General features: G+C 63.1%; 16 protein-coding genes. All 16 read right to left on the reverse strand.

All coding sequences use genetic code 11. The features are described 5' to 3' along the window. Positions 1-57: 57 nt before the first annotated feature. Positions 58-1,266, reverse strand: coding sequence for a nicotinate (nicotinamide) nucleotide adenylyltransferase (nadD, locus tag H8S62_RS05620; protein ID WP_155148163.1), 1,209 nt, complete (start codon positions 1,264-1,266; stop codon positions 58-60). Positions 1,267-1,374: 108 nt separating this feature from the next. After that, the gene (gene yhbY / locus H8S62_RS05625) at positions 1,375-1,683 is read right to left on the reverse strand and encodes a ribosome assembly RNA-binding protein YhbY (RefSeq protein ID WP_155148165.1); all 309 of its coding nucleotides are present in this window, start codon (positions 1,681-1,683) and stop codon (positions 1,375-1,377) included. Positions 1,684-1,737: 54 nt separating this feature from the next. Next, entirely contained in the window at positions 1,738-2,331 is a 594-nt protein-coding gene (gene rdgB, locus H8S62_RS05630) for an RdgB/HAM1 family non-canonical purine NTP pyrophosphatase (RefSeq protein WP_173023806.1), read from the reverse strand. A gap of 4 nt (positions 2,332-2,335) precedes the next feature. Continuing rightward, on the reverse strand, positions 2,336-3,052 hold the full coding sequence (gene rph, locus H8S62_RS05635) for a ribonuclease PH (protein ID WP_341481024.1): 717 nt from the start codon (positions 3,050-3,052) through the stop codon (positions 2,336-2,338). 77 nt (positions 3,053-3,129) lie between these two features. Then, on the reverse strand, positions 3,130-4,029 hold the full coding sequence (ftsY, locus tag H8S62_RS05640) for a signal recognition particle-docking protein FtsY (RefSeq protein WP_155148169.1): 900 nt from the start codon (positions 4,027-4,029) through the stop codon (positions 3,130-3,132). A gap of 393 nt (positions 4,030-4,422) precedes the next feature. After that, positions 4,423-7,992, reverse strand: coding sequence for a chromosome segregation protein SMC (gene smc, locus H8S62_RS05645; RefSeq protein WP_207723465.1), 3,570 nt, complete (start codon positions 7,990-7,992; stop codon positions 4,423-4,425). A gap of 463 nt (positions 7,993-8,455) precedes the next feature. Then, positions 8,456-9,127: a ribonuclease III gene (rnc, locus tag H8S62_RS05650; RefSeq protein WP_155148173.1), complete on the reverse strand. Its 672-nt coding sequence runs from the start codon at positions 9,125-9,127 to the stop codon at positions 8,456-8,458. A 174-nt stretch (positions 9,128-9,301) separates the two neighbouring features. Further along, positions 9,302-9,538, reverse strand: a complete 237-nt coding sequence (gene acpP / locus H8S62_RS05655; RefSeq protein WP_155148175.1) for an acyl carrier protein — start codon at positions 9,536-9,538, stop codon at positions 9,302-9,304. 149 nt (positions 9,539-9,687) lie between these two features. After that, the gene (gene plsX, locus H8S62_RS05660; protein WP_155148177.1) at positions 9,688-10,731 is read right to left on the reverse strand and encodes a phosphate acyltransferase PlsX; all 1,044 of its coding nucleotides are present in this window, start codon (positions 10,729-10,731) and stop codon (positions 9,688-9,690) included. A gap of 149 nt (positions 10,732-10,880) precedes the next feature. After that, positions 10,881-12,185: a methylenetetrahydrofolate--tRNA-(uracil(54)-C(5))-methyltransferase (FADH(2)-oxidizing) TrmFO gene (gene trmFO, locus H8S62_RS05665; RefSeq protein WP_155148179.1), complete on the reverse strand. Its 1,305-nt coding sequence runs from the start codon at positions 12,183-12,185 to the stop codon at positions 10,881-10,883. A 51-nt stretch (positions 12,186-12,236) separates the two neighbouring features. After that, positions 12,237-14,591, reverse strand: a complete 2,355-nt coding sequence (gene topA, locus H8S62_RS05670) for a type I DNA topoisomerase (RefSeq protein ID WP_186918747.1) — start codon at positions 14,589-14,591, stop codon at positions 12,237-12,239. Between the two features lie 93 nt (positions 14,592-14,684). Beyond that, on the reverse strand, positions 14,685-15,917 hold the full coding sequence (gene dprA, locus H8S62_RS05675) for a DNA-processing protein DprA (protein WP_155148184.1): 1,233 nt from the start codon (positions 15,915-15,917) through the stop codon (positions 14,685-14,687). Positions 15,918-16,015: 98 nt separating this feature from the next. Next, positions 16,016-16,777 carry a TrmH family RNA methyltransferase gene (locus H8S62_RS05680; protein WP_155148186.1) on the reverse strand — a complete coding sequence of 254 codons (762 nt, stop codon included), beginning with the start codon at positions 16,775-16,777 and terminating at the stop codon, positions 16,016-16,018. 117 nt (positions 16,778-16,894) lie between these two features. Further along, positions 16,895-17,548, reverse strand: coding sequence for a potassium channel family protein (locus tag H8S62_RS05685; RefSeq protein WP_155148188.1), 654 nt, complete (start codon positions 17,546-17,548; stop codon positions 16,895-16,897). A 63-nt stretch (positions 17,549-17,611) separates the two neighbouring features. Next, entirely contained in the window at positions 17,612-18,994 is a 1,383-nt protein-coding gene (locus H8S62_RS05690; protein ID WP_173023809.1) for a potassium transporter TrkG, read from the reverse strand. A gap of 237 nt (positions 18,995-19,231) precedes the next feature. After that, positions 19,232-20,734 carry a lysine--tRNA ligase gene (lysS, locus tag H8S62_RS05695; RefSeq protein WP_155148190.1) on the reverse strand — a complete coding sequence of 501 codons (1,503 nt, stop codon included), beginning with the start codon at positions 20,732-20,734 and terminating at the stop codon, positions 19,232-19,234. Positions 20,735-20,800: the final 66 nt, after the last annotated feature.

Raw genomic sequence — 20,800 nt, forward strand, 5'->3', positions numbered from 1 at the left:
AATCTGTCTCTATGGGACTGCGGCGGGGCACGCCCCGCCGCGCACAGCGCAGGCGTCTTATGCCCTGTGCGCCAGCAGCCAGTCTCTGGCCTCCAGCGTGTTGTGGTGGGGCGTCATCCCCCGGTCCTCCAGGTCCTCAATGCTCATCTCCAGGCCCAGCAGCACCGCGGCGTCCAAATCGGTCTCGGCCAGGCCGCGCAGCACCTCCACGCCGGGGAAGTCCCGGGTGGGCTCCATGTAGTCCGCCAGGTAGATCACTTTTTCCAGGGTGGACATATCCGCCTTTCCGGTAGTGTGCCAAAAAATGGCCCAATATATGTCGTCCCCCGCGCCGAAGACCTGCCTTGCAATGCAGGCCCCGGTCTTGGAGTGAAGGAGCTTGACGGCCTTTTGCTCCAGCTCATCCAGCTCCACGCCGTACTGCGCGCAGAGGGCCTTCTGCTCCTCCATGTCCAGATACTTGGTGCAGTCGTGGAGGATGGCCGCCCTCCGCGCCCGCTCCACGTCGGCCCCCCACCGCTCCGCCAGCCTTACGGCCGTCTCCTCGGTGCCGCGGATGTGGGGAATGCGCTTGGCGCGGATCATGCTGTAGGACGCGGCGCGCAGTTCCTCGTCGCTGAGGGTCGTGAGGTCCCGGTCCGCGCCGTAGAGTCCCTTGCGCAGGATATACCCGTAGACCGTGGGCCAGAGATACCCGCTCCCCCGCCCCTCCGCCAGCAGCGAGCGCAGGCGAGTGGAGGAGATATCCGTAATCTGTGGAAGCTCAATCACCCGGGTCCTGGCCCCGAAGGTACTGTTCAGGTGCGCGGCGTGGGCGGCCAGCGCTCCCGCGCTGTCGTCCTCACTCCGCGCGAAGGCGGCAATCCCCGCCAGGGCCATGATTTTCTCCGGCTCGTACCAGTGCTGGAGGGTGAAAAACATATCCGATCCCATCAGGAGCCAGAGCTCATCCCCGGGGTACTGGTCATGGAGTTCCGCCAGAGTGTCGCAGGTGTAGCTCCGACCCGCCCGGCGCAGCTCCAGGTCCAGGGCCGCCACGCAGTCGCGCCGGCGCAGGCGCTCCCCCAGGCCGTCCGCCATGAGCGCCGCCATGGCCAGCCTGTCGGGACCCTCAGCCCCGTGGGCGGGCAGCTCCTTATGGGGAGGCTGGGCAGCGGGGATGAAGAAGAGCCTGTCCAGTTCCAGCAATTCCACCGCCGCCTGGGCCGAGGACATATGCCCCAGGTGGGGCGGATTGAAGGTGCCGCCATAGATGCCGATTTTCATGACAGAAGGCCCCCTTGTTAGAATGAAAAAGAAAAGGTAAAAGAAAAAAGCTCATATGTTCCGGCAGTTTTCCGCCATTGAAACTCCGTGTTTTTTCTCTCTTCTTTTTTATTTTTTCACCAGTACAATTTTGTCCTTCTTCTCTTTATTATGGCTTTGACGATACAGAACGAATTTTGTTCCGATGACCTGCACCACCTCGGCCCGGCACACCCTGGCAAGGGCCTCCGCCGCCTCCCGGGGGGAGTACTCGGAGTTCTCCAGCACCTTGCACTTGATAATCTCCCGGGCCTCCAGGGCGTCGTCCGCCTGCTTGATGAGGTTCTCGCCCAGCCCGTCCTTGCCCACGTGCACAATGGTGTCGATGCTGTTGGCAAGGCCCCGGAGCTGGGCGCGCTGCTTACTTGTTAAGTCCATAAATTCTCCTAAATTGTCCGTTATTTTCATGCCGGGCCATGACAAGTCATGGCTCTACAGGCTCGCCAAATATTTTGTCAGGTTCCCGGAAAAGGCCGCCAGGGCCGCGCCCCGGTGAGAGACGGCGTTCTTCTCCCCGCCGGTCAGCTCCGCGAAGGTCTTCTTGAGGGATGGGACGAAGAAGACGGGGTCGTATCCAAAGCCGTCCTCCCCCTTGGGGGCGTAGGCCAGGGTACCCGGGCACTCTCCCCGGGCGGTGACAATGTCCCCGTTGGGGAAGCAACAGCAGATGGCCGATACAAACCTGCACCGCCGGTCCAGCTGGCCGCGCATATTGTCCAGAAGAAGCCGGTAACGGCCCGCATCGTCCAGCGCCGGACCGCCGTAACGGGCGGAGTAGACACCCGGCGCGCCGTTCAGGGCGTCCACCATGAGGCCGGAGTCGTCCGCAATGGAGGGGAGGCCCGTGGCCTCCATCACCGCCCTGGCCTTTAAAAGGGCGTTTTCCTCAAAGGTCGTCCCGGTCTCCTCCACATCCACATCCACGCCCACGTCGGATTCCAGGACCACCTCCACCCCCTGGGCGGAGAGGATATCCCGCATTTCTACCAGCTTATGGGCATTCTTGCTCGCCAATACCATTTTCACGGCGTTAACCTCCCAGAGCGGCCCTTTGAATCTCCTGGACCTCCTTGATGCCCTTGGCGCACAGGTCCACCAGCCGCCGCTGCTCGTCGATGGTAAAGCCCCGGCCCTCGCCGGTGCCCTGGAGTTCTATCAGCTCCCCCTCGCCGGTCATGACGCAGTTCAGGTCCACCATAGCGGCGGAGTCCTCCTCATAGCAGAGGTCCAGCATCAGCTCATTGTCCACAATGCCCGCCGAGATGGCCGCCACGCAGGTCTTGAGGGGCATGGAGGCCAGTACGCCGTCCTCCACCAGCTTGTGCAGGGCGTAGCTCATGGCTACAAAGCCGCCTGTGACGCTGGCGGTGCGTGTGCCGCCGTCGCCCTGGAGAACATCGCAGTCCACGGTGATGGTCCGCTCGCCCAGCGCCTTCATATCCACCGCCGCCCGGAGGGCCCGCCCGATGAGGCGCTGAATCTCCGCGCTGCGGGGGGAGAGCTTCAGCTTTGCGATGTCCCGCTTGCTCCGCTCCCGGTTGGCCCGGGGCAGCATGGAGTACTCTGCGGTCACCCAGCCCTCCCCCTCGCCCACGTGGGGCGGGGTGCGCTCCTCCACGGAGGCGGTACAGAGCACGTGGGTATTGCCGCAGCGGATAAGGCAGGAGCCCTCGGCGAATTTGTTGATATTGGGGATAATCTCAATGGGACGCAGCTCGTCCAGGGCCCGTCCGTCTATTCTTGTTATCATACCATACTCCTAAAGCAGAAAGTGTAACAGAAATGTGAATATTTCTCAGCGAAGCCGGCGTCCGCCCTTTTCTCTTAAATCAGCGCCCGGACGAAGGCGTCCGGCTCGAAGGGCATCAGGTCGTCGAGCCCCTCGCCCACGCCCACGAATTTGACGGGCACGCCCAGCTCCTGGGCGATGGCAAAGACAATGCCGCCCTTGGCGGACCCGTCCAGCTTGGTGAGGACGATGCCGGTGATGCCCGCCGCCTCCATAAACTGCTTGGCCTGGATCAGCCCGTTCTGCCCGGTGGTGGCGTCCAGCACCAGAAGGGTCTCGGTGCGGCTGTCGGGCAGCTCCCGGTCGATCACGCGGCCGATTTTGTTCAGCTCGTTCATCAGGTTCTGCTTATTGTGCAGCCGCCCGGCGGTGTCCACCAGAACCACGTCGGCTTTGCGGGCCTTGGACGCCTGCATGGCGTCGAAGACCACGGCGGCGGGGTCCGCCCCCTCGTGCTGGCGGACCAGATCCGCTCCGGAACGCTCGGACCAGATCTCAAGCTGATCGGCGGCGGCGGCGCGGAAGGTATCGGCGGCGGCGAAGAGGACCCGCTTGCCGTCGGCCTTCAGCCTCGCGCCCAGCTTGCCGATGGTGGTGGTCTTGCCCACCCCGTTCACGCCGATGACCAGAATCACAGAGGGCACGGCGGAGAGGTCCAGCTCCGGACTCCCCACGTCCAGCATCTCACGCAGGACGCTGCGCAGGCACTCCCGGGCGCCCTCGGTCTCCTTGACCTTCTCCTCCTTCACCCGCCGGCGGAGCGTCTCCACCACCTTCATGGAGGTCTCCACCCCCATGTCGCCCAGAATCAGAGTTTCCTCCAACTCGTCATAGAAGTCGTCGTCCAGCTCTCCGGCGAAGAGACTGTCGAAGGAGTGGCCGATGTTCTCCTTGGTGCGGGTCAGCCCCGCCTTGATTTTATCAAAAAAGCCCATGGATCTGATTCCTTTCCGTGGTCAGATATCGTATTCATTCTCCGCCCACCGCCGGGGTTCCCGCCGATGTGCGCCCGGCGGTTCAGAAGGTCGTTCTCATCCCGGACAGTGCGCCTCTGTCGGCCCCGTGCTGCGGCGTCATTTGATGTTCAGCTCCTTTTCCACGTCGTTCAGGTTGATCGTCAGTATCCGCGTGACGCCCTGCTCCTGCATCGTGACGCCGTACAGCACGTCGGCCCCGCCCCACCCGGCCAAGGCCGCGCGGGGACCCCTTTCATTTTATCTGCCCGGGCGAAATGAATCCGCCCGGCATCAAGGTTTTGGCCCGGCGGGAAGGGCCAAAACGCTTGGACGGCGCTTTTGCGCCGGGGTCGTCGGCCCCGTGCTGCGGCGTCATTTGATGTTCAGCTCCTTTTCCACGTCGTTCAGGTTGATCGTCAGTATCCGCGTGACGCCCTGCTCCTGCATCGTAACGCCGTACAGCACATCGGCCTCCTCCATGGTGCCGCGCCGGTGGGTGATGACGATAAACTGGGTCCTGCCGCTCATTGAGCGCAGATAGTGGGCGTAGCGGGCCACGTTGACGTCGTCCAGAGCGGCCTCGATCTCGTCCATGACACAGAACGGGGTGGGCCGCACCTTCAGGATGGCGAAGTAGAGCGCTATGGCCACAAACGCCTTTTCGCCGCCGGAGAGCAGGGTGATGATCTTCAGCGCCTTGCCCGGAGGCTGGACCTTGATCTCTATACCGCAGTTGAGGATATCCTCCGGATCCTCCAGCTCCAGGGTGGCCTTGCCGCCGCCGAAGAGCTCCGCGAAGGTCTCGCCGAAGGCCTGGTTGATGACGGCGAACTGCTCGGAAAAAATGGTTTTCATTTCGGTGGTGATGTCCGCAATGATGTTCTCCAGCTCCCGCTTGGACTTCTGCACGTCGTCCCGCTGGTCCCTGAGGTAGGTATACCGCTCGTTGACCCGCTGGAACTCGTCGATGGCGTCCAGATTGATGTTGCCCAGGCCCGTGATGGAGCGTTTGAGCTCCCCAATCCGCCTCTGGGCCTTGGGGACGCTCTCCAGCTCCACCCGCTGGGCCCTGGCCGCCTCGTGGGAGAGCTCATAGGTCTCCCACAGCTTGTCCAGAATCTGCTTCTCCTCCAGTGCGGCGGTGACCTTTTTCTGCTCCAGTACCGAGACCTCCCGCTCCATGGAGAGGAGCTCGGCGTTCTTGTCCCGGCTGTCCTTGTCGGCCCGGTTCCGCTCAGCCTCCAGATCCAGCTTTTCCTGGTTGATGCGGCGGATGGCCTCATTGCGCTCCCGGTTCTCCTCCCGGATGGTCTGGAGGGCGGTCTCCTTCTCCAAAATTTGAGCGGACAGCTCCCCGTTCCTCTTTTTCAGGTCCTCGATGAGCTGGTAGCGCTCTTCCCGATCACCGGCCATATCCCGGCGCAGTCCCTCCAGCTCGTCCAGCGCCTTCTCAGAGGCCATGCGCTCGGCGTCCAGGCTGGCCAGCCTCATATTGAACTCGGCGATTTCGGCTCCGATCTCCCCCGCCTTCTCCTGGAATCGGCTCTGGCCCTGCGCCTTGCCCTCGGCCTCGGCCCGGAGGGCGGCGGCCGCCCCCTCCAGCGCCTCGATGCGCCTGCGGGCGTTCCCGGTGTCCTGCTCGGTCTGGGCGGCGCGCTTCTGGAGCTGCTCCAGTTCGGTCTTTTGATCGTCCCGCTGGCGGCGCAGGTCGGCCAGGAGCACGCCGTAGTGGCTGCAGCGCTCCTCCAGGGTGAGAATTGCGTCCTCGTGGGCGCGCTGCTGGGCCTGGGCGGTCTCCATCTCGTACTGGGCGGCGGCGACCTCCCGGGTTGTCTCCTCCAGCGCGCGGCGGGCCTGGTGCAGGCTCTCCCGGACGCCGACAATCTGAACGTTCAGCCGCTCCAGCTCATTGGCACGGCTGAGGATGCCCGCACTGCGGGACACGGAGCCGCCCGTCATAGAGCCGCCGGGGTTGAGCACCTGGCCGTCCAGCGTGACGATCTTGAACCGGCTTCCATACTTGCGGGCGATGGCAATGGCCTTGTCCATATCCTCCGCGATAACCGTCCGGCCCAGGAGGCTGGAAAAGACCCTCCCGTACTTCCCGTCAAATTCAATGAGCTGGTCGCCCATGCCCACAAAGCCTGCCTCGTTTGCCACGCCCCTGTCCCGAAACTCGCTGGGGCGGATGGAGGTGAGGGGCAGGAAGGTGGCCCGGCCGGCGTCCCGGCGCTTGAGGTACTGAATGGCGTTCTTGCCGTCCTCCTCCCGCTCCACCACCACGTTCTGCATGGCGGAGCCGAGCGCGATCTCGATGGCGACGGCGTACTGTTCCGGCACATGGATGAGGCCCGCCACGGGGCCGTGGACTCCCCGCAGCTGGCCGCGCTCCGCCTCCCCCATCACCAGCTTCACCGCCTTGGAGTAGCCCTCGTAGAGCTTCTCCATCTCGGTGAGCATGTGGATGCGGCTTGCCAGCGCGCTTTCCTCCATCTGGAGCTTGACGTGCTTCTCCTCGGCCTCCCTGGCCTTCTTCCGGCGGGATTCCAGGCGAAGGGTATAGCCGTTTATGATGTTTTTGAGGGAATCCCGGTCCTCCCTGGCCTGATTCAGCTCCTCGGAGGCGGTCTTCCCCTCCTTTTCAGTCTCAGCGAGGCGGCCTTCACCGGCGGCCAGTTCCTGCCGCACGGCCTCGTCCCGGTCCATCAGCTCCTGGGCCGCGGCGGCCAGGGCGGAGAGCAGGGCCCTGGCCTCGGCGGCGGAGGCGGTCTCCACCGCCTCCTTCTGCCGCAGAACCTCCATCTCGGCGGCCAGGGCGCCGGCGTTCCGGCTGGCGTCCTCGGCGGAGCGCTGCCGCTCCCGGAGCTGGGCCCGGAGGGCCTCCGCCTCCCGGACAATACCCTCCAGCCGTTTTCTACGGTCCTCAATCTGCCCGGTAATGCTCCCGGCGCGGCCCTCCTGGGCCTCCAGCTCCCGCTGGAGGCGGTCGCCGTTTTCCAGGTTATTCTGGATATTGGTCTTGAGAACGGCCACGGCGTTCTCAAGACCGTTGGCGTCGGCGTCCCGCTGCATCATCTCGAAACGGATGCCCTCGGCCTCCATGTCCTTTTCCCGCATCTTGGCGGCATAGCCCTCGGCGGCGGCATAGAGGGCCTCCACCTGGGCCCGGGCCTCCGCCTTCTGGCGGACGGCGTTTTCAAAATCGCTCAGTACCTTGATGGAGCTGGCGCGGATTTTCTCCAGCTGCTCCAGCCATACGGAGATCTCCAGTCCCCGCAGCTCGTCCCGGAGGATGAGAAATTTCCGTGCCTTCTCCGACTGGATCCGCAGCGGCTCCACCTGGAGCTCCAGCTCGTCAATCTTATCGTTGATGCGCACCAGATTCTCCTCCGTGCGCTCCAGCTTGCGCTCGGCCTCCTCCTTCCGGTGGCGGAAGCGGGAGATGCCTGCGGCCTCCTCAAAGACCTCACGGCGGTCGGCGGATTTGACGGACAGGATCTCGTCAATTTTACCCTGGCCGATGATGGAGTATCCCTCCCGGCCCAGGCCCGTGTCCATAAAGAGCTCATTCACGTCCTTGAGGCGGACGGAGCGGCGGTTGATGTAGTACTCGCTCTCGCCGGAGCGGTAGTACCGCCGGGTCACCATGACCTCGCTCTCCTCCATGGGGAAGATATGCTCGGCGTTGTCCAGTACCAGCGAGACCTCGGCGAAGCCCAGCTGCTTGCGCTTGGCGGTGCCGCCGAAGATGACGTCCTCCATCTTGCCCCCCCGGAGCGCCTTGGTGGACTGCTCGCCCATCACCCAGCGGATGGCGTCGGAGATATTTGATTTTCCCGACCCGTTGGGGCCCACAATTGCGGTGATGTCCTCGCCGAAGGTGAGGACCGTCTTATCCGGGAAGGATTTGAAACCCTGGATTTCGAGCGCTTTCAGATACAAGGCGCGCACCTCTCAATGTTGGATTGGGCAGAAAGCTGTGAATACTGTATTATATCAATTATGGCACGTGTTTGCAAATGGTTTTCCGGCTGCCGCGTCCCCCGAATTGCTGCCCGGCAGCGGGCGCGCGAAACGGGGCGGGACAGACCCCGCCCCCTGCGGAGAAGCCGTCGCCTCCCCATAGGGGGCGGCCTCTGCGCCGCCCCGCCGTTCCCTATTTCCTTTTAAGGTGTATTTGAAAAGTCTGTACATTGCGTCTTTCGGCGGGAAAAGCGCCCTGCTGCGCCGTTTTCCCCTGCAATCCATCCAGAATTCCTGCAAAAAATGGCTTGCATGACGCCTTTCCCGCTCGAAATCCACACCACCTACTTATCAGATACACCCTAATCCGTCAGCCTGGCAATAGCCGCCTTACGGATGCGGCGGCTCACTCCGCTCGAAAAGAGGCTGTGCAGGCAGCGGGCTAATGACTCAGCTTCTCAATGGCCGCCTTTGCCGCGTTCTGCTCCGCCTCTTTCTTGCTGTGCCCTTCCCCTCCGCCCACAGGGGCCCCGTTCAGGTCCACCTCTACCTGGAAGACCTTCGCGTGGTCGGGGCCGTTGGAGCCGATGAGCCGGTAGGTCAGCACCTGTCCGCTCTCCCGCTGGACCAACTCCTGGAGGGCGGTTTTGTAGTCCCGGCTGCCGCCCTTTTCCTCTTCCCGGTCCAGGATGAACTTCTGAATGATCTTCCGGGCGGAGCCGATGCCCCCGTCCAGATACACGGCGGCCAGCACCGCCTCCACCGCGTCGGCCACGATGGAGGGCCGCTCCCGGCCGCCCCCCGCGTCCTCTCCCTTGCCCAGCTTCAGGTAGGACCCCAGCTCCAGCTGGTGGGCCACCTCCACCAGGCTGCCCTCGCAGACCAGCGCGGCCCGGGTGCGGGTCAGGTCCCCCTCGGGCAGATCCGGGTGGGTGCGGAAGAGGTAGTCGGCCGTGACCATGCCCAGCACCGAGTCCCCCAAAAATTCCAGCCGCTCATTGCTCTGGAGACCCAGGGACTTGTTCTCGTTGGCGTAGGAGCTGTGGGTCAGGGCGTTCTCCAGCAGGGAGCGGTCCCGGAAGGTATAGCCCAGCTTCTCTTCCAGCTTTTCCATTGTATCCACCTCTCTTAAATCATGGCGGACGCCGGAGACGGAGCGGATAAATCCGCTCCCTACGATGACACCCCATCCGCAGGGAGCGCATTTATACGCTCCGCGTCTCCCGAGCGCTCCGCCCCGGCAAAAAGCAAAGCCCCGCACCCGGCGGGGCTTTGCTCACGTTTTGACTTACTCCTCGACCTTGTTCTGGAGGTAACGGACCAGATCGCCCACGGTGGTGATGCCGGCGATATCCTCCTCCGCCATCTCCTCCACGCCGAACTCCTCTTCCAGGGCCATGGAGAGTTCCACCAGGTCCAGGGAATCGGCGCCCAAATCGTCCACAAAGGAGGTCTCCTTGGTGATGCTGTCGGGCTCCACGGAGAACTGCTCGGAGAGCAGTTCGGTCAGTTTCTCGAAAATCATGATTATCTACTCCTATCGATGATCGCCATGCGGCGTCTACTCGCACTAAAATAATAGGCATAATACGCCAGCCTGTCAATAGGGTTTATCAATTTTTTATGCAGGATGTGGAAAAGAACAAAAAATCCCCTGCACACGGCGGGTCATTACTACTCGTCCTCCGCCTTCCTGCCGCCCACGGGCAGGCGCATATACTCCACATTCTCCACAATATCCTCGATGATGCCGGAGGAGGCGAACTGCATGGCCTGGCGGACGGCATTGCGGATAGCATAGTCGTCGGAGGAGCCGTGGGCCTTGATGACCGGCTTGGAGATGCCCACCAGGGCGGTGCCGCCCACTTCGCGGGAGTCCATCATGCGCTTGAAGTCTTTGATGCCGTCCTTCACCAGGAGGGCGGCAATCTTGGTGAGAAGGTTCTTTTTAAACATCTTCTTCATCTCGCCCGAGAGAAAGCTGCCCGCCCCCTCCATGGTTTTGAGGAAGATGTTGCCCGAGTAGCCGTCGGCGACGATAACGTCCACCGCGCCCAAAACAGCCTCTTTGGCCTCCACATTGCCCGCGAAGTGGAGCCGCCCCTCCTGGTCGGCCTGCTTGAGGAGCTTCCACGTCTCCCGCTGGAGGTCGGTGCCCTTGGACTCCTCCGCGCCGATGTTCAAAAGTCCTACACGGGGCTCCGGACGGCCCATGACCCGCTCGGCGTAGTAGGAGCCCATAAAGGCGAACTGGAGCAGATACTCGCTGTTGCAGTCGGCGGTGGCGCCGCAGTCGATGAGGAGCGCGCCGCCCTTTGCGGTGGGGATTACGGGGCACATGGCGGCCCGGCGGATGCCCTTCACCCGCTTTACCAGCAGCGTGGCGGCGGAGAGGAGGGCGCCGGTGCTGCCCGCGGAGACGAATGCGTCCCCCTTCCCCTCCTTCAGGAGGTTCAGACCCACAGTGAGGGAGGAATCCTTCTTCTCCTTAAAGGCGCTGGCGGGGTTGTCGCAGATCTCCACCACCTCGGAGGCGTGGGCGATCTCAATGCCGTGGGGCAGATCCCTGATGCCGTCCTCCTCCAGAACCTTGAGGATGTCCTCCCCCCGGCCCACGAGAATGACCTCGGCACCCAACTCCCGCACGGCCTGAAGCGCGCCCCGGACGTTGGAGGCGGGGGCGTTGTCCCCGCCCATGGCGTCGACGATGATTTTCATATGTACTCCTCCCAAATTTCTGTTTCTCCCTCTGAAAAGGCAAGTTTGAAAGCAGTCGCAGTCTGCGTATATTCTGTGAGAACCGCCCTGTATGGTGCAGGAGTCTGCGTCGCGGCTCACTGCCGCCGGCAGGGCAGGCGGGACGGCCCTTATATCTCGCCCAGCCCTTCCAGCGCCTGCAAAGCCCGCTGGGACAGCTCGGCATTTTTGTTCCGCTTGCCCTTCACCCGGTGGTCCAGGGGCGGAATGATGCCGAAGTTTATGTTCATAGGCTGGAAATCCGCCACGCTCTCGTTGCTGATGTAGAGCGCCAGCGCCCCCACGGCCGTCTCCTGGGGGAAATCCACGGGCGGCTTTCCCTGAAGCCTGTGCGCCAGCTCCACGGCGCACAGAAAGCCGCTGGCGGTGGACTCCACATACCCCTCCACACCGGTGATCTGCCCGGCAAAGGAGATGCGCGGAGCCTTCCGGACCCGGTAGTAGCGGTCCAGGAGGCGTGGGGCGTCCAGATAGGTATTGCGGTGCATAACGCCGTAGCGCACAAATTCCGCGTTTTTAAGGGCGGGGATCATAGAGAAGACCCGCTTCTGCTCAGGCCATTTCAGGTGGGTCTGGAACCCCACCAGATTATAGATGGAGCCCTCTGCGTTGTCCTTGCGCAGCTGGACGACGGTATAGGGCTCCTTCCCCGTTCTGGGGTCCCGAAGGCCCCGGGGCTTGAGCGGGCCGTAGCACAGTGTGTCGTGCCCCCGCCGGGCCATGACCTCCACGGGCATACAGCCCTCGAACACGTGCTTGTCCTCAAAGCCGTGGACCTCTGCCTCCTGTGCGGAGCAGAGCGCGGTCCAAAAGGCGTCGTACTCCTCCCGCGTCATGGGGCAGTTGATATAGTCCGGGGTGCCCCTGTCGTAGCGGGAGGCGAAAAAGGCGTTTTCCATGTCCACGCTCTCGAAGGTGACGAGAGGGGCAGCCGCGTCGAAGAAGTTCAGATACCGGCTCTCGGGGAAAAATTCCTTGATCGCCCCTGCAAGGGCGTCGGAGGTCAGGGGACCGGAGGCCACGATGACCTCCCCCGACTCCGGGAGCTGCGTGACCTCCCCCTCCGCCACGGTGATGAGGGGGTGGCTTCTGATTTTCCCGGTGACGGCCCGGGCAAAGGCGTGGCGGTCCACCGCCAGCGCGCCTCCGGCCTCCACGGCGTGCCCGTCGGCACAGGCGAGAATCAGAGATCCCATCCGCCGCAGCTCCTCCTTGAGAAGTCCTACGGCGTTCTCAAGCTGGTCGGAGCGCAGGGAGTTGGAGCAGACCAGCTCGCCGAAGTACTCGCTGTGGTGGGCGGGAGTCATCTTCCGGGGCTTCATCTCGTGGAGCGCCACGGGGATGCCCCGCCGGGCGAGCTGCCAGGCGGCCTCGCTGCCCGCCAGTCCCGCCCCGATAATTGTTACTGGTTCCATACATCAGCCTTTCTGCGCGTCGGGCGGCGCGGCAGCCCGTTTCCTGTTCTTTCAGTCTGCCTTTGGCGCAGCTTTTTTCGCCGCGGGCTTCTTTGTCGCCGCCGTCTTTTTTACCGCCGGGGTCTTCTTTGCCGCCGGGGTCTTCTTCGCCGCCGCGGGCTTCTTTGCCGCCGGGGTCTTCTTCGCCGGGGCCTTTTTGGCCGGCGTTTTTTCCGCCGCCTGTTTGGCTGCGGGCTTCTTCTCGTCCGTCTCCTTGGACTCTGCGCCCTGGGCGGCCGTCTTTTTCTGATAGCCCCGCTGGTCCTCGGGGAGGAAGTTGGGGCACTCGGGGTTGACGCAGAAGGGTTTTTTGAAGCCCCGGCCCGACTTTTTGAACAGGGTCTGCCCGCACTCGGGGCAGTTGTCCTTCACAGGCACGTCCCAGGTCATAAAGTCGCACTTCCTGCTCTCGTCCTTGTCGGCATTGTGCTCACAGCCATAGTAGGCGTAGCCCTTTTTGGAGGTCTTCTTGAGGATTTTCCCCCCGCACTTGGGGCATTTTCCCGGCATCTCCACCACAATGGGCTGGGTATGGGGGCAGTCGGGCCAGCCCGGGCAGGCCAGGAAGCGGCCGAAGCGGCCGGACTTGAAGACTAAGTTCCGCCCGCAGAGGGGGCAGATCACGTCGGACACCTCGTCGGGCACCTTGATGCGCTCGCCGTCCAGGTCCTTCTCCGCCTGCTGAAGCTCCTGCTCAAATCCGCCGTAGAAGCTGCCCAAAAGCTGCTTCCACGCCACCTTGCCGTGCTCCACATCGTCCAGCTGCTCCTCCATGTGGGCGGTAAAGGCGGTATCTACAATATCGGGGAATTTGTCCTTCATAAGGCCGGTGACCACCTCGCCCAGGGGGGTGGTACGCAGATACTTGCCCTCCTTCACCACGTACTCCCGGTCCAGGATAGTGGAGACGGTGGGGGCGTAGGTGGAGGGCCGGCCGATGCCCTTCTCCTCCAGCGCCTTGATGAGGGTGGCCTCGGTATAGCGGGCGGGAGGCTGGGTGAAATGCTGCTCCTGCCGGAGATCCCGCAGTTCCAGGGGCTCCCCCTCCTTCAGGTCGGGCAGGGGGGACTGGGGGGCCTCGTCATCCTCGTCCCTTCCCTCCACATAGACCGCCATATAGCCGGAAAATTTGACGGCGGAGTGGTTGGCGCGGAAGATGTAGCCGGCGGACTCCACATCGATGGTTACGCTGTCGAAGACGGCGGAGGACATCTGGCAGGCCAGAAAGCGGCTCCAGATGAGCTTGTAGAGCCGGTACTGCTCGGCGGTCAGGTCCTTCTTGATGTCGTCGGGCGCGAGGGTCACGTCGGAGGGGCGGATGGCCTCGTGTCCGTCCTGGGCCCCGGCCTTGGCCTTGTAAACTCTGGGCTTTCCGGGGTAGTAATCCTTGCCGTACCGGCCCATGATGAAGTCCTTGGCGGCGGCGGTGGCCTCGTCGGAGAGGCGGAGGGAGTCGGTTCTCATATAGGTGATGAGGCCCACGGTCCCCTCTCCGGCGATGTCCACGCCCTCATAGAGCTGCTGGGCAATGGACATGGTGCGCCGCGGCGTCATGTTCAGCTTGCGGGACGCCTCCTGCTGGAGGGTGGAGGTGGTGAAGGGAGGGGCGGGATTGCGCAGCTTGTCCTGCCGCTTCACGCCCCGGACGGAGAAGGGGGCGTTTCTAACGGCGGCGGCGACGGCGTTCACCTCGTCCTCGCTGTGCAGCTCCATCTTCTTGTCCCGGCCGTGGAAGGCGGCCTTAAACTTGCCCGTGTTGGGGGCGACCCGCTCCAGGTCCACATCCAGGGACCAGTACTCCTCGGGCTTGAACGCCCGGATCTCGTCCTCCCGCTCGGCCACCAGGCGGGTGGCCACGGACTGCACCCGTCCGGCGGAGAGGCCGCGGCGGATTTTTTTCCACAGCAGGGGGGAAATCTGGTACCCCACCACCCGGTCCAGCACCCGCCGGGCCTGCTGGGCGTCCACCAGGTCCTGGTCGATGGCCCTGGGATTGGCAATGGAGTCGTTGACCACCTTTTTGGTGATCTCATTAAAGGTAACCCGGTAGGTCTTGTCGTCCGGGATGCCCAGAAGCTCCTTCAGGTGCCAGGAGATGGCCTCGCCCTCCCGGTCCGGGTCGGTGGCGAGGAAGACTTTGTCGCTCTTCTTGGCGGCCTTCATCAGGTCGTCAATGACCTCTTCCTTGCCCTTGATGGGCTGGTAATCCACCTGGAAGTCGTGCTCCACGTCAACGCCCAGCTTGCTCTTGGGCAGGTCGCGCACATGGCCCATGGACGCCTTGACCTGATAGCCGGGCCCCAGGTATTTGGTAATGGTCTTGGCCTTGGCCGGAGACTCCACAATTACTAAGTTTGTTTTTGCCACTTCGTACCTCCAAAGGGCGGAGAATAGGTAATAGGGAATAAGGAATAAGCTCAATGCCTATTCCCTATTCCTTATTACTTATTCTTTCCCAAATTAGTCTGTTTTCAGCAGGACCGTGCTCTCAAACCGTCTCCCGGACAGTTCCTCCACATAGCCCCGCAGCTGGAGCATGGTGAGTGCGGAGGAGACCCGCCGGGCGGGAATCTGGACGGCCTCCACCAGGTCGTCCGTCCGCATGGACGACTCACCCAGGGCAAGCAGGATGTCCCGCTCGTCGTCGGTAAAGAGCTCGGGTTGGTCCTTTAGGGTAATATATGCCCTCTCTTTTTCCTTGTCAACCGTTTTTCCAACGCCAGATGGAACGGCGGGAGGCTCTTTTTCCTCCATACCGGCCTCCAGCCGCTGGGCCTCAGCCTCCTTGCTCAGCGGCTCGGGACGGCCCAGCCGCCCCGGAAAGCGGGTCTCAAACTCTGAGAGAATATCCCATGCCGAGAGAATGAGCTTGGCCTCTCCACGCTGGATGAGGCGGTTGGTGCCCCGGCTCATGGGCGCGTCGGCCGGGCCGGGGAAGGCGAAGACCTCCCGATCCTGGTCCAGGGCCGCCCGGGCCGTGATAAGGGCCCCGCTCCGCTCCGCCGCCTCCACCACCGCAACCCCCACGGAGAGGCCGCTGATAATGCGGTTGCGGACGGGGAAATGCCAGCCCTCGATGCCCGTGCCGGGAGGATACTCCGAAATGAGCGCCCCGGCGGCGGCCACATCCTCATAGAGCCACCTGTGCTGGGGCGGGTAGATGACATCCACGCCGCCGCCCAGGACAGAGACCACGCTCCCGCCGCCGGACAGCGCGCCCCTGAGGGCCGCGGCGTCCAGTCCCTGGGCAATGCCCGAGACCACCAGTGCGCCGGACCGGGCCAAATCCAGCCCCAGCCTGCCTGCCATGTGCTTACCGTATTCCGAGGGGTTCCGGCTGCCCACCACGCCCACGGCCACCTCCTCGTCAAACGCGAAAAGCCGGCCCTTCACATAGAGGACGCAGGGCGGGTCGTAAATCTGCCTGAGCCGCTCGGGGTATCCGGCGTCCTGGAGGGTGAGCACCCGCACGCCCAGCCGCTCACAGTCGGCCAGGATGCGCTCCGCGCAGTCCAGGTTCTTATCCTCCAGGGAGGCGCGGCACTGGGCGCTGACGCCTGATAGCTCGTACTCCCCGCGGTCGGCGAAGTAGAGGGCCTCGGGCGTGCCGAACTGCTCCAGCAGACGGAAGGCGTCCGTGGGCCGCAGCGGCCTGCGTGTGGCGAGCCACAGCCAGTATTTAAGGGTTGCCATGGGGACACCTCCCATTTTTTTGCATCCTGGATTGTGCAAACGAACAAGCGCGATCCCAATCACGCCTGCTCAGCCGCGCCCTGAACTCCATCGCCTTTTCACATTTCGCTTCTCTTCATTTCCCACAGCACCACGCCGGCCGCAACCGCCGCGTTGAGGGATTCGCACCGCTCCCGCATGGGAATTTTGACGGTCCCGGCGCAAAGCGCCAGAGCCTCCCGGGAGATGCCCCGCCCCTCGCTGCCGATGACCACGGCGGCCCGGCTCAGCTCCGCTTCCCGCACGTCCAGGGTGTCATCCCGGAGGGCTGTGGCGTACAGGGGGATTCCCGCGGCATCCAGCAGGGCCTTCGCCTCGCCCAGTCCGCATTCCCAGGCGGGGAGGCGGAAGGCCGCGCCCATGGTGGCACGGACGGTTTTGGGGGAAAAGGGGTCGGCGCAGCTGTTGACAAGAAGCAGTCCATCCGCTCCGAAGGCGTCGGCAGTGCGCCAGATGGTGCCCAGATTGCCCGGGTCCTGGAGGCCGTCCAGCACCAGGTACCGCCCGCCGGTCAGCTTGTCCGGCGGCGTGAGGTCGGGCATACGGCACAGGAACAGCACCCCCTGGGGGGTTTCGGTGGTGGAAAGGCTCTTCAGCAGGTCCTCCGGCACCTCCACCTGCCGGATGGCTGGCGGACAATCAGGTCTTACCCCTTCGGCCGCCACGACCACACCGATATCCATCCCCGCCCCCAGGGCCTCGGCAAGCAGCTTGGGGCCCTCGCCCACGAAAAGGCCCTCCGTCCGGCGGTGGCTCCTGGAGTTATTCAGCTTTCGAATCTGCTGGACCAGCGGGTTCTGGCGGCTGGTGATTCGTTCCATAGCTTGTCCACCTCCTCTGCGCACGAAACGGCCATGGCAAGTCATGGCCCCACACCCATTACCAAGTCCGTGCGGGGACACGACCTGCCGTGTCCGGGTTCCTTTTTCCGGTTGGGTCTAGATGTCGTGCAGGCGGTTGATGTCGTCGTTGCGGCCCAGCGTAACCACGACGTCCCTGGCCTCCAGCACATAGTCGCCTCCGGGCGCCACGTCCAGGTTGCCCTGGGCGCCCTTGCGCACGGCGATGATGTTCACATGGTACTTGGCCCGCACGTCCAGCGCCTTGATGGAGTGCCCCTGCCAACTCTTGGGCGCCTCCAGCTCCACGATGCCGAAATCGTCGGACAGCTCTATGAAATTGAGGACATTGGAGGATGAGAGGCCCTGGGCCAGCTTGACGCCCATCTCGTGCTCAGGGAAGACCACGCGGTCGGCGCCGATCTTCTCCAGCACCTTGCGGTGGACGTGGCTCTGGGCCTTGCAGATAACCTTTTTGACCCCCAGTTCCTTGAGGTTGAGGGTGATGAGGGCGCTGTTGCCCACGTCGTCGCCCACGGCCACAATGGCGCAGTCGTAATTGCGCACACCCAGCGCCCGGAGGACGGACGGGTCCCGGGCGTCGCCGGTGACGGCGTGGGTGACCCGCTCGGCCACCTGCTGCACATGCTCCTCCGCGCCGTCAATGGCGAGTACCTCGTGGCCCAGCTCACACAGTTCCGTCGCGACGGCCGTACCAAAGCGGCCAAGACCAATGACTACGAATGTTTTCATTATAAAACGGTCCTTTCAGTTTAAACCCTCAAGCGTTGAGCATCCGTTGTCCACTTAAGGGCGCTATCCGATCATCACGTTCAGGTCGGGATATTTGATCTTGGCGGGATAGCGGCTGCGGGTGAGGAAGGCAATGGAGAAGGAGAACACGCCGATCCGGCCCAGATACATCATGCAGATCAGCATCACGTGAGACAGGGGCGAGAGGCCGGGGGTAATGCCCACCGTGACGCCCACGGTCCCCAGGGCGGAGGCGGTCTCGAACGCGGCATGGAGGTAGGGCACGGAGTCGGCCAGGGAGATGACGATAGACCCGGTGAGGAAGAGCACCAGGAGAATCAGCGCCAGGGTCATGGCGTCCATCACCTTGCGGTAGGAGATGGCCCGGCCCCGGATGGTGACCTGCTCCCGCCCAGCCAGGTTGGAGCGCAGGCCCAGCAGCAGCACGGCGGCGGTGACCGTCTTCAGGCCGCCGGCGGTGGAGCCGGAGGAGCCGCCGATGAGCATCAGCACACATGAGAGGGCGATGGAGCTGTCCTTCAGCCCGCCCTGGTTGAAGGAGGCGAACCCGGCGGTGCGCAGCGTCACCGACTGAAACATGGCGTTGAGCGCTTTCTGCCAGACAGGCATATTGCCGAAGGTCTCAGGATTGCTGTACTCCGCGCAGAAGAAGAAGAGCGCCCCGCCCAGCAGAAGGGCGGCGGTGATGGACAGGACCATCTTGCTGTAGAGGGACAGGCCCTTCCAGCTTCTGGCCCGGACAATGTCCTCCCAGACGAAGAAGCCCAGGCCGCCGATGACGATGAGCGCCATGATGATGCACAGCACATAGGGGTCGTCGTTGTACCCCTCCAGGCTGGTGAATGCGCCGAACTTGCCGCCCACCAGATCGAAGCCCGCATTGCAGAACGCGGAGATGGCGTGGAAGATTCCCCGCCAAATGCCGCCCAGAAGCCCGAATTGGGGCACGAACCGAAAGGAGAGCAGGACCGCCGCCGCCCCTTCCAGAGTGAAGGTGCCAATCAGCGCGTGGCGCACCACCCGTACCACGCCGTCCATATCGTTCAGATTCAGGGTGGAGACCATAATCAGCCGCTCCGACAGGCCGATGCGCCGGCGCAGCAGGAACGAGACCATGGTGATGACGGTCATGAAGCCCAGCCCGCCCAGCTGAATCAGCGCAATGATGACCAGCTGTCCGAAGAAGGTCCAGCTCATGCCCGTATCCACCGGAATCAGGCCGGTGACGCAGGTGGCGGAGGTGGCGGTGAAGAGGCTGTTCAAAAAGCCCGCGCTCTCCCCGCTCTTCGAGGCAAAGGGCAGCATGAGCAAAAGCGTACCCAGCAGGATGATGGCCGCGAACCCCCCGGCCACAATCCGGGTGGCGTTCATGCTCTTCTTTTTGATCAGGACATCTCTCAGCCAGAGACTGATGCGTTTTATCACAGAGGAGACCTCCAAAATCAATTGGCAATGGCGTATCGACAATTGACGATTACCGCAGCGGCGGGACGGGGTATCCTCCGCGCCGCTCCTGCGCCGCGTGTTACCCCTTGATCACTGAGAGTACTCTTTTCCCGATCAAATGTCAATCGTCAATTTGTAAATTTATACCATGCAATATTCTCTTTTTACGCAGAAAAGCATACCGGCAGCGAAAAACTGCCGGTATGCCGTTTCTCTTTAGTCCAATGGGCGCATCGTGGGGAAGAGCAAAACGTCCCGGATTGAGTCAGAATTGGTCAGCATCATGACGCAGCGGTCGATGCCGATGCCGATGCCGCCCGTGGGAGGCATACCGTACTCCAGGGCGGTGAGGAAGTCCTCGTCCATCATGCCGGCCTCGTCATCGCCCTTGGCCCGGGCCTCCACTTCCTTCTGGAAGCGGCCGCGCTGATCAATGGGGTCGTTGAGCTCGGAGAAGGCGTTGCACATCTCGCTGTGGCAGACAAAGCACTCAAACCGCTCGGTGAGCCGGGGATCCTTGGGGGAGCGCTTGGCCAGGGGAGACACGTCCACAGGGTGCATGGAGATGAAAGTGGGCTGGATGAGCTTTTCCTCCACCCGCTGATCGAAGCACTCGTAGAGGGCGTTGCCCCAGGTCTGCTCCTTGGTCTCGGGAATCTCCACGCCGATGGATTTTGCGGCGGCCACGGCCTCCGCGTCGGAGTCGATGGCCATGAAGTCGATGCCGCAGTACTCCTTGACCGCCTCATGCATGGTCAGGCGGCGCCAGCCGGGGGTCAAGTCAATCTTCTCTCCCTGCCACTCGATCTCGTAGGTACCCAGGATATCCCTGGCGGCAGAGGAGAGCAGGCCCTCAAAGAGGTCCATCATATCGTTGAAATCGGCGTAGGACTCATAGGCCTCCACCGTGGTGAACTCCGGGTTATGCTTAGGGTCCATACCCTCGTTGCGGAAAATGCGGCCAATCTCGTATACCCGCTCCATACCGCCCACAATGAGCCGCTTGAGGGGCAGCTCGGTGGCGATGCGCATGTACATGTCGATATCCAGAGTATTGTGGTGGGTGATGAAGGGCCGGGCTGTGGCGCCGCCGGAGATGGTGTTGAGAACGGGGGTCTCCACCTCCATATAGCCCCTGCCGTCCAGGAAGGCCCGGACGTGCCTGATGAACTTGGAGCGGATGACAAACGCCTCGCGCACCTCGGGATTGACGATGAGGTCCACATACCGCTGGCGGTAGCGGGTCTCCTTGTCGGTGAGGCCGTGGTACTTCTCCGGCAGAGGCAGCAGGGACTTGGACAGCAGGGTCACGGCGGCGGCCTTGACGGAGATCTCGCCCCTCTTGGTGCGGAAGGCCTCGCCCTCCACGCCGACGATGTCGCCGATGTCCACCTTCTTGAAGCGGGCAAAGGCCTCCTCACCCAGCTCGTCGATGCGGACATAGAGCTGGATACGGCCCTGGCCGTCCTGGAGGTCGCAGAACATGGCCTTGCCCATGCCCCGCTTGGACATGAGGCGGCCTGCCACGGAGACGGTCTTCCCCTCCATGGTCTCAAAATTGTCCTTAATCTCCTGGGAGTGGGCGGAGACGCTGTATCTGGTCTGCCGAAACGGGTCCTGCCCGGCGTCCTGCAGCTCCTTAAGCTTGTCCCGGCGGATCTGCAGCAGCTCCGAGAGGGACTGCTCCTCCTGCTGGGGGGCGTTTCTGTCTTCTGTCATAGTCCTTGCTCCTTATCATTCGCGAAGCGAATCATTTATAATTCGTCACCGGAAGAATTCGCCTCT

The sequence above is a fragment of the Lawsonibacter faecis genome, from assembly GCF_014287675.1.
GTDB classification, from domain to species: domain Bacteria; phylum Bacillota; class Clostridia; order Oscillospirales; family Oscillospiraceae; genus Pseudoflavonifractor; species Pseudoflavonifractor faecis.

Coding starts and splice junctions, on each gene's coding strand:
- nadD (WP_155148163.1), bottom strand. CDS start 1,266: ATGAAAATCGGCATCTATGGCGGCACCTTCAATCCGCCCCACCTGGGG.
- yhbY (WP_155148165.1), bottom strand. CDS start 1,683: ATGGACTTAACAAGTAAGCAGCGCGCCCAGCTCCGGGGCCTTGCCAAC.
- ftsY (WP_155148169.1), bottom strand. CDS start 4,029: ATGGGCTTTTTTGATAAAATCAAGGCGGGGCTGACCCGCACCAAGGAG.
- rnc (WP_155148173.1), bottom strand. CDS start 9,127: ATGGAAAAGCTGGAAGAGAAGCTGGGCTATACCTTCCGGGACCGCTCC.
- acpP (WP_155148175.1), bottom strand. CDS start 9,538: ATGATTTTCGAGAAACTGACCGAACTGCTCTCCGAGCAGTTCTCCGTG.
- plsX (WP_155148177.1), bottom strand. CDS start 10,731: ATGAAAATCATCGTCGACGCCATGGGCGGGGACAACGCCCCCGCCTCC.
- trmFO (WP_155148179.1), bottom strand. CDS start 12,185: ATGGAACCAGTAACAATTATCGGGGCGGGACTGGCGGGCAGCGAGGCC.
- dprA (WP_155148184.1), bottom strand. CDS start 15,917: ATGGCAACCCTTAAATACTGGCTGTGGCTCGCCACACGCAGGCCGCTG.
- H8S62_RS05680 (WP_155148186.1), bottom strand. CDS start 16,777: ATGGAACGAATCACCAGCCGCCAGAACCCGCTGGTCCAGCAGATTCGA.
- H8S62_RS05685 (WP_155148188.1), bottom strand. CDS start 17,548: ATGAAAACATTCGTAGTCATTGGTCTTGGCCGCTTTGGTACGGCCGTC.
- lysS (WP_155148190.1), bottom strand. CDS start 20,734: ATGACAGAAGACAGAAACGCCCCCCAGCAGGAGGAGCAGTCCCTCTCG.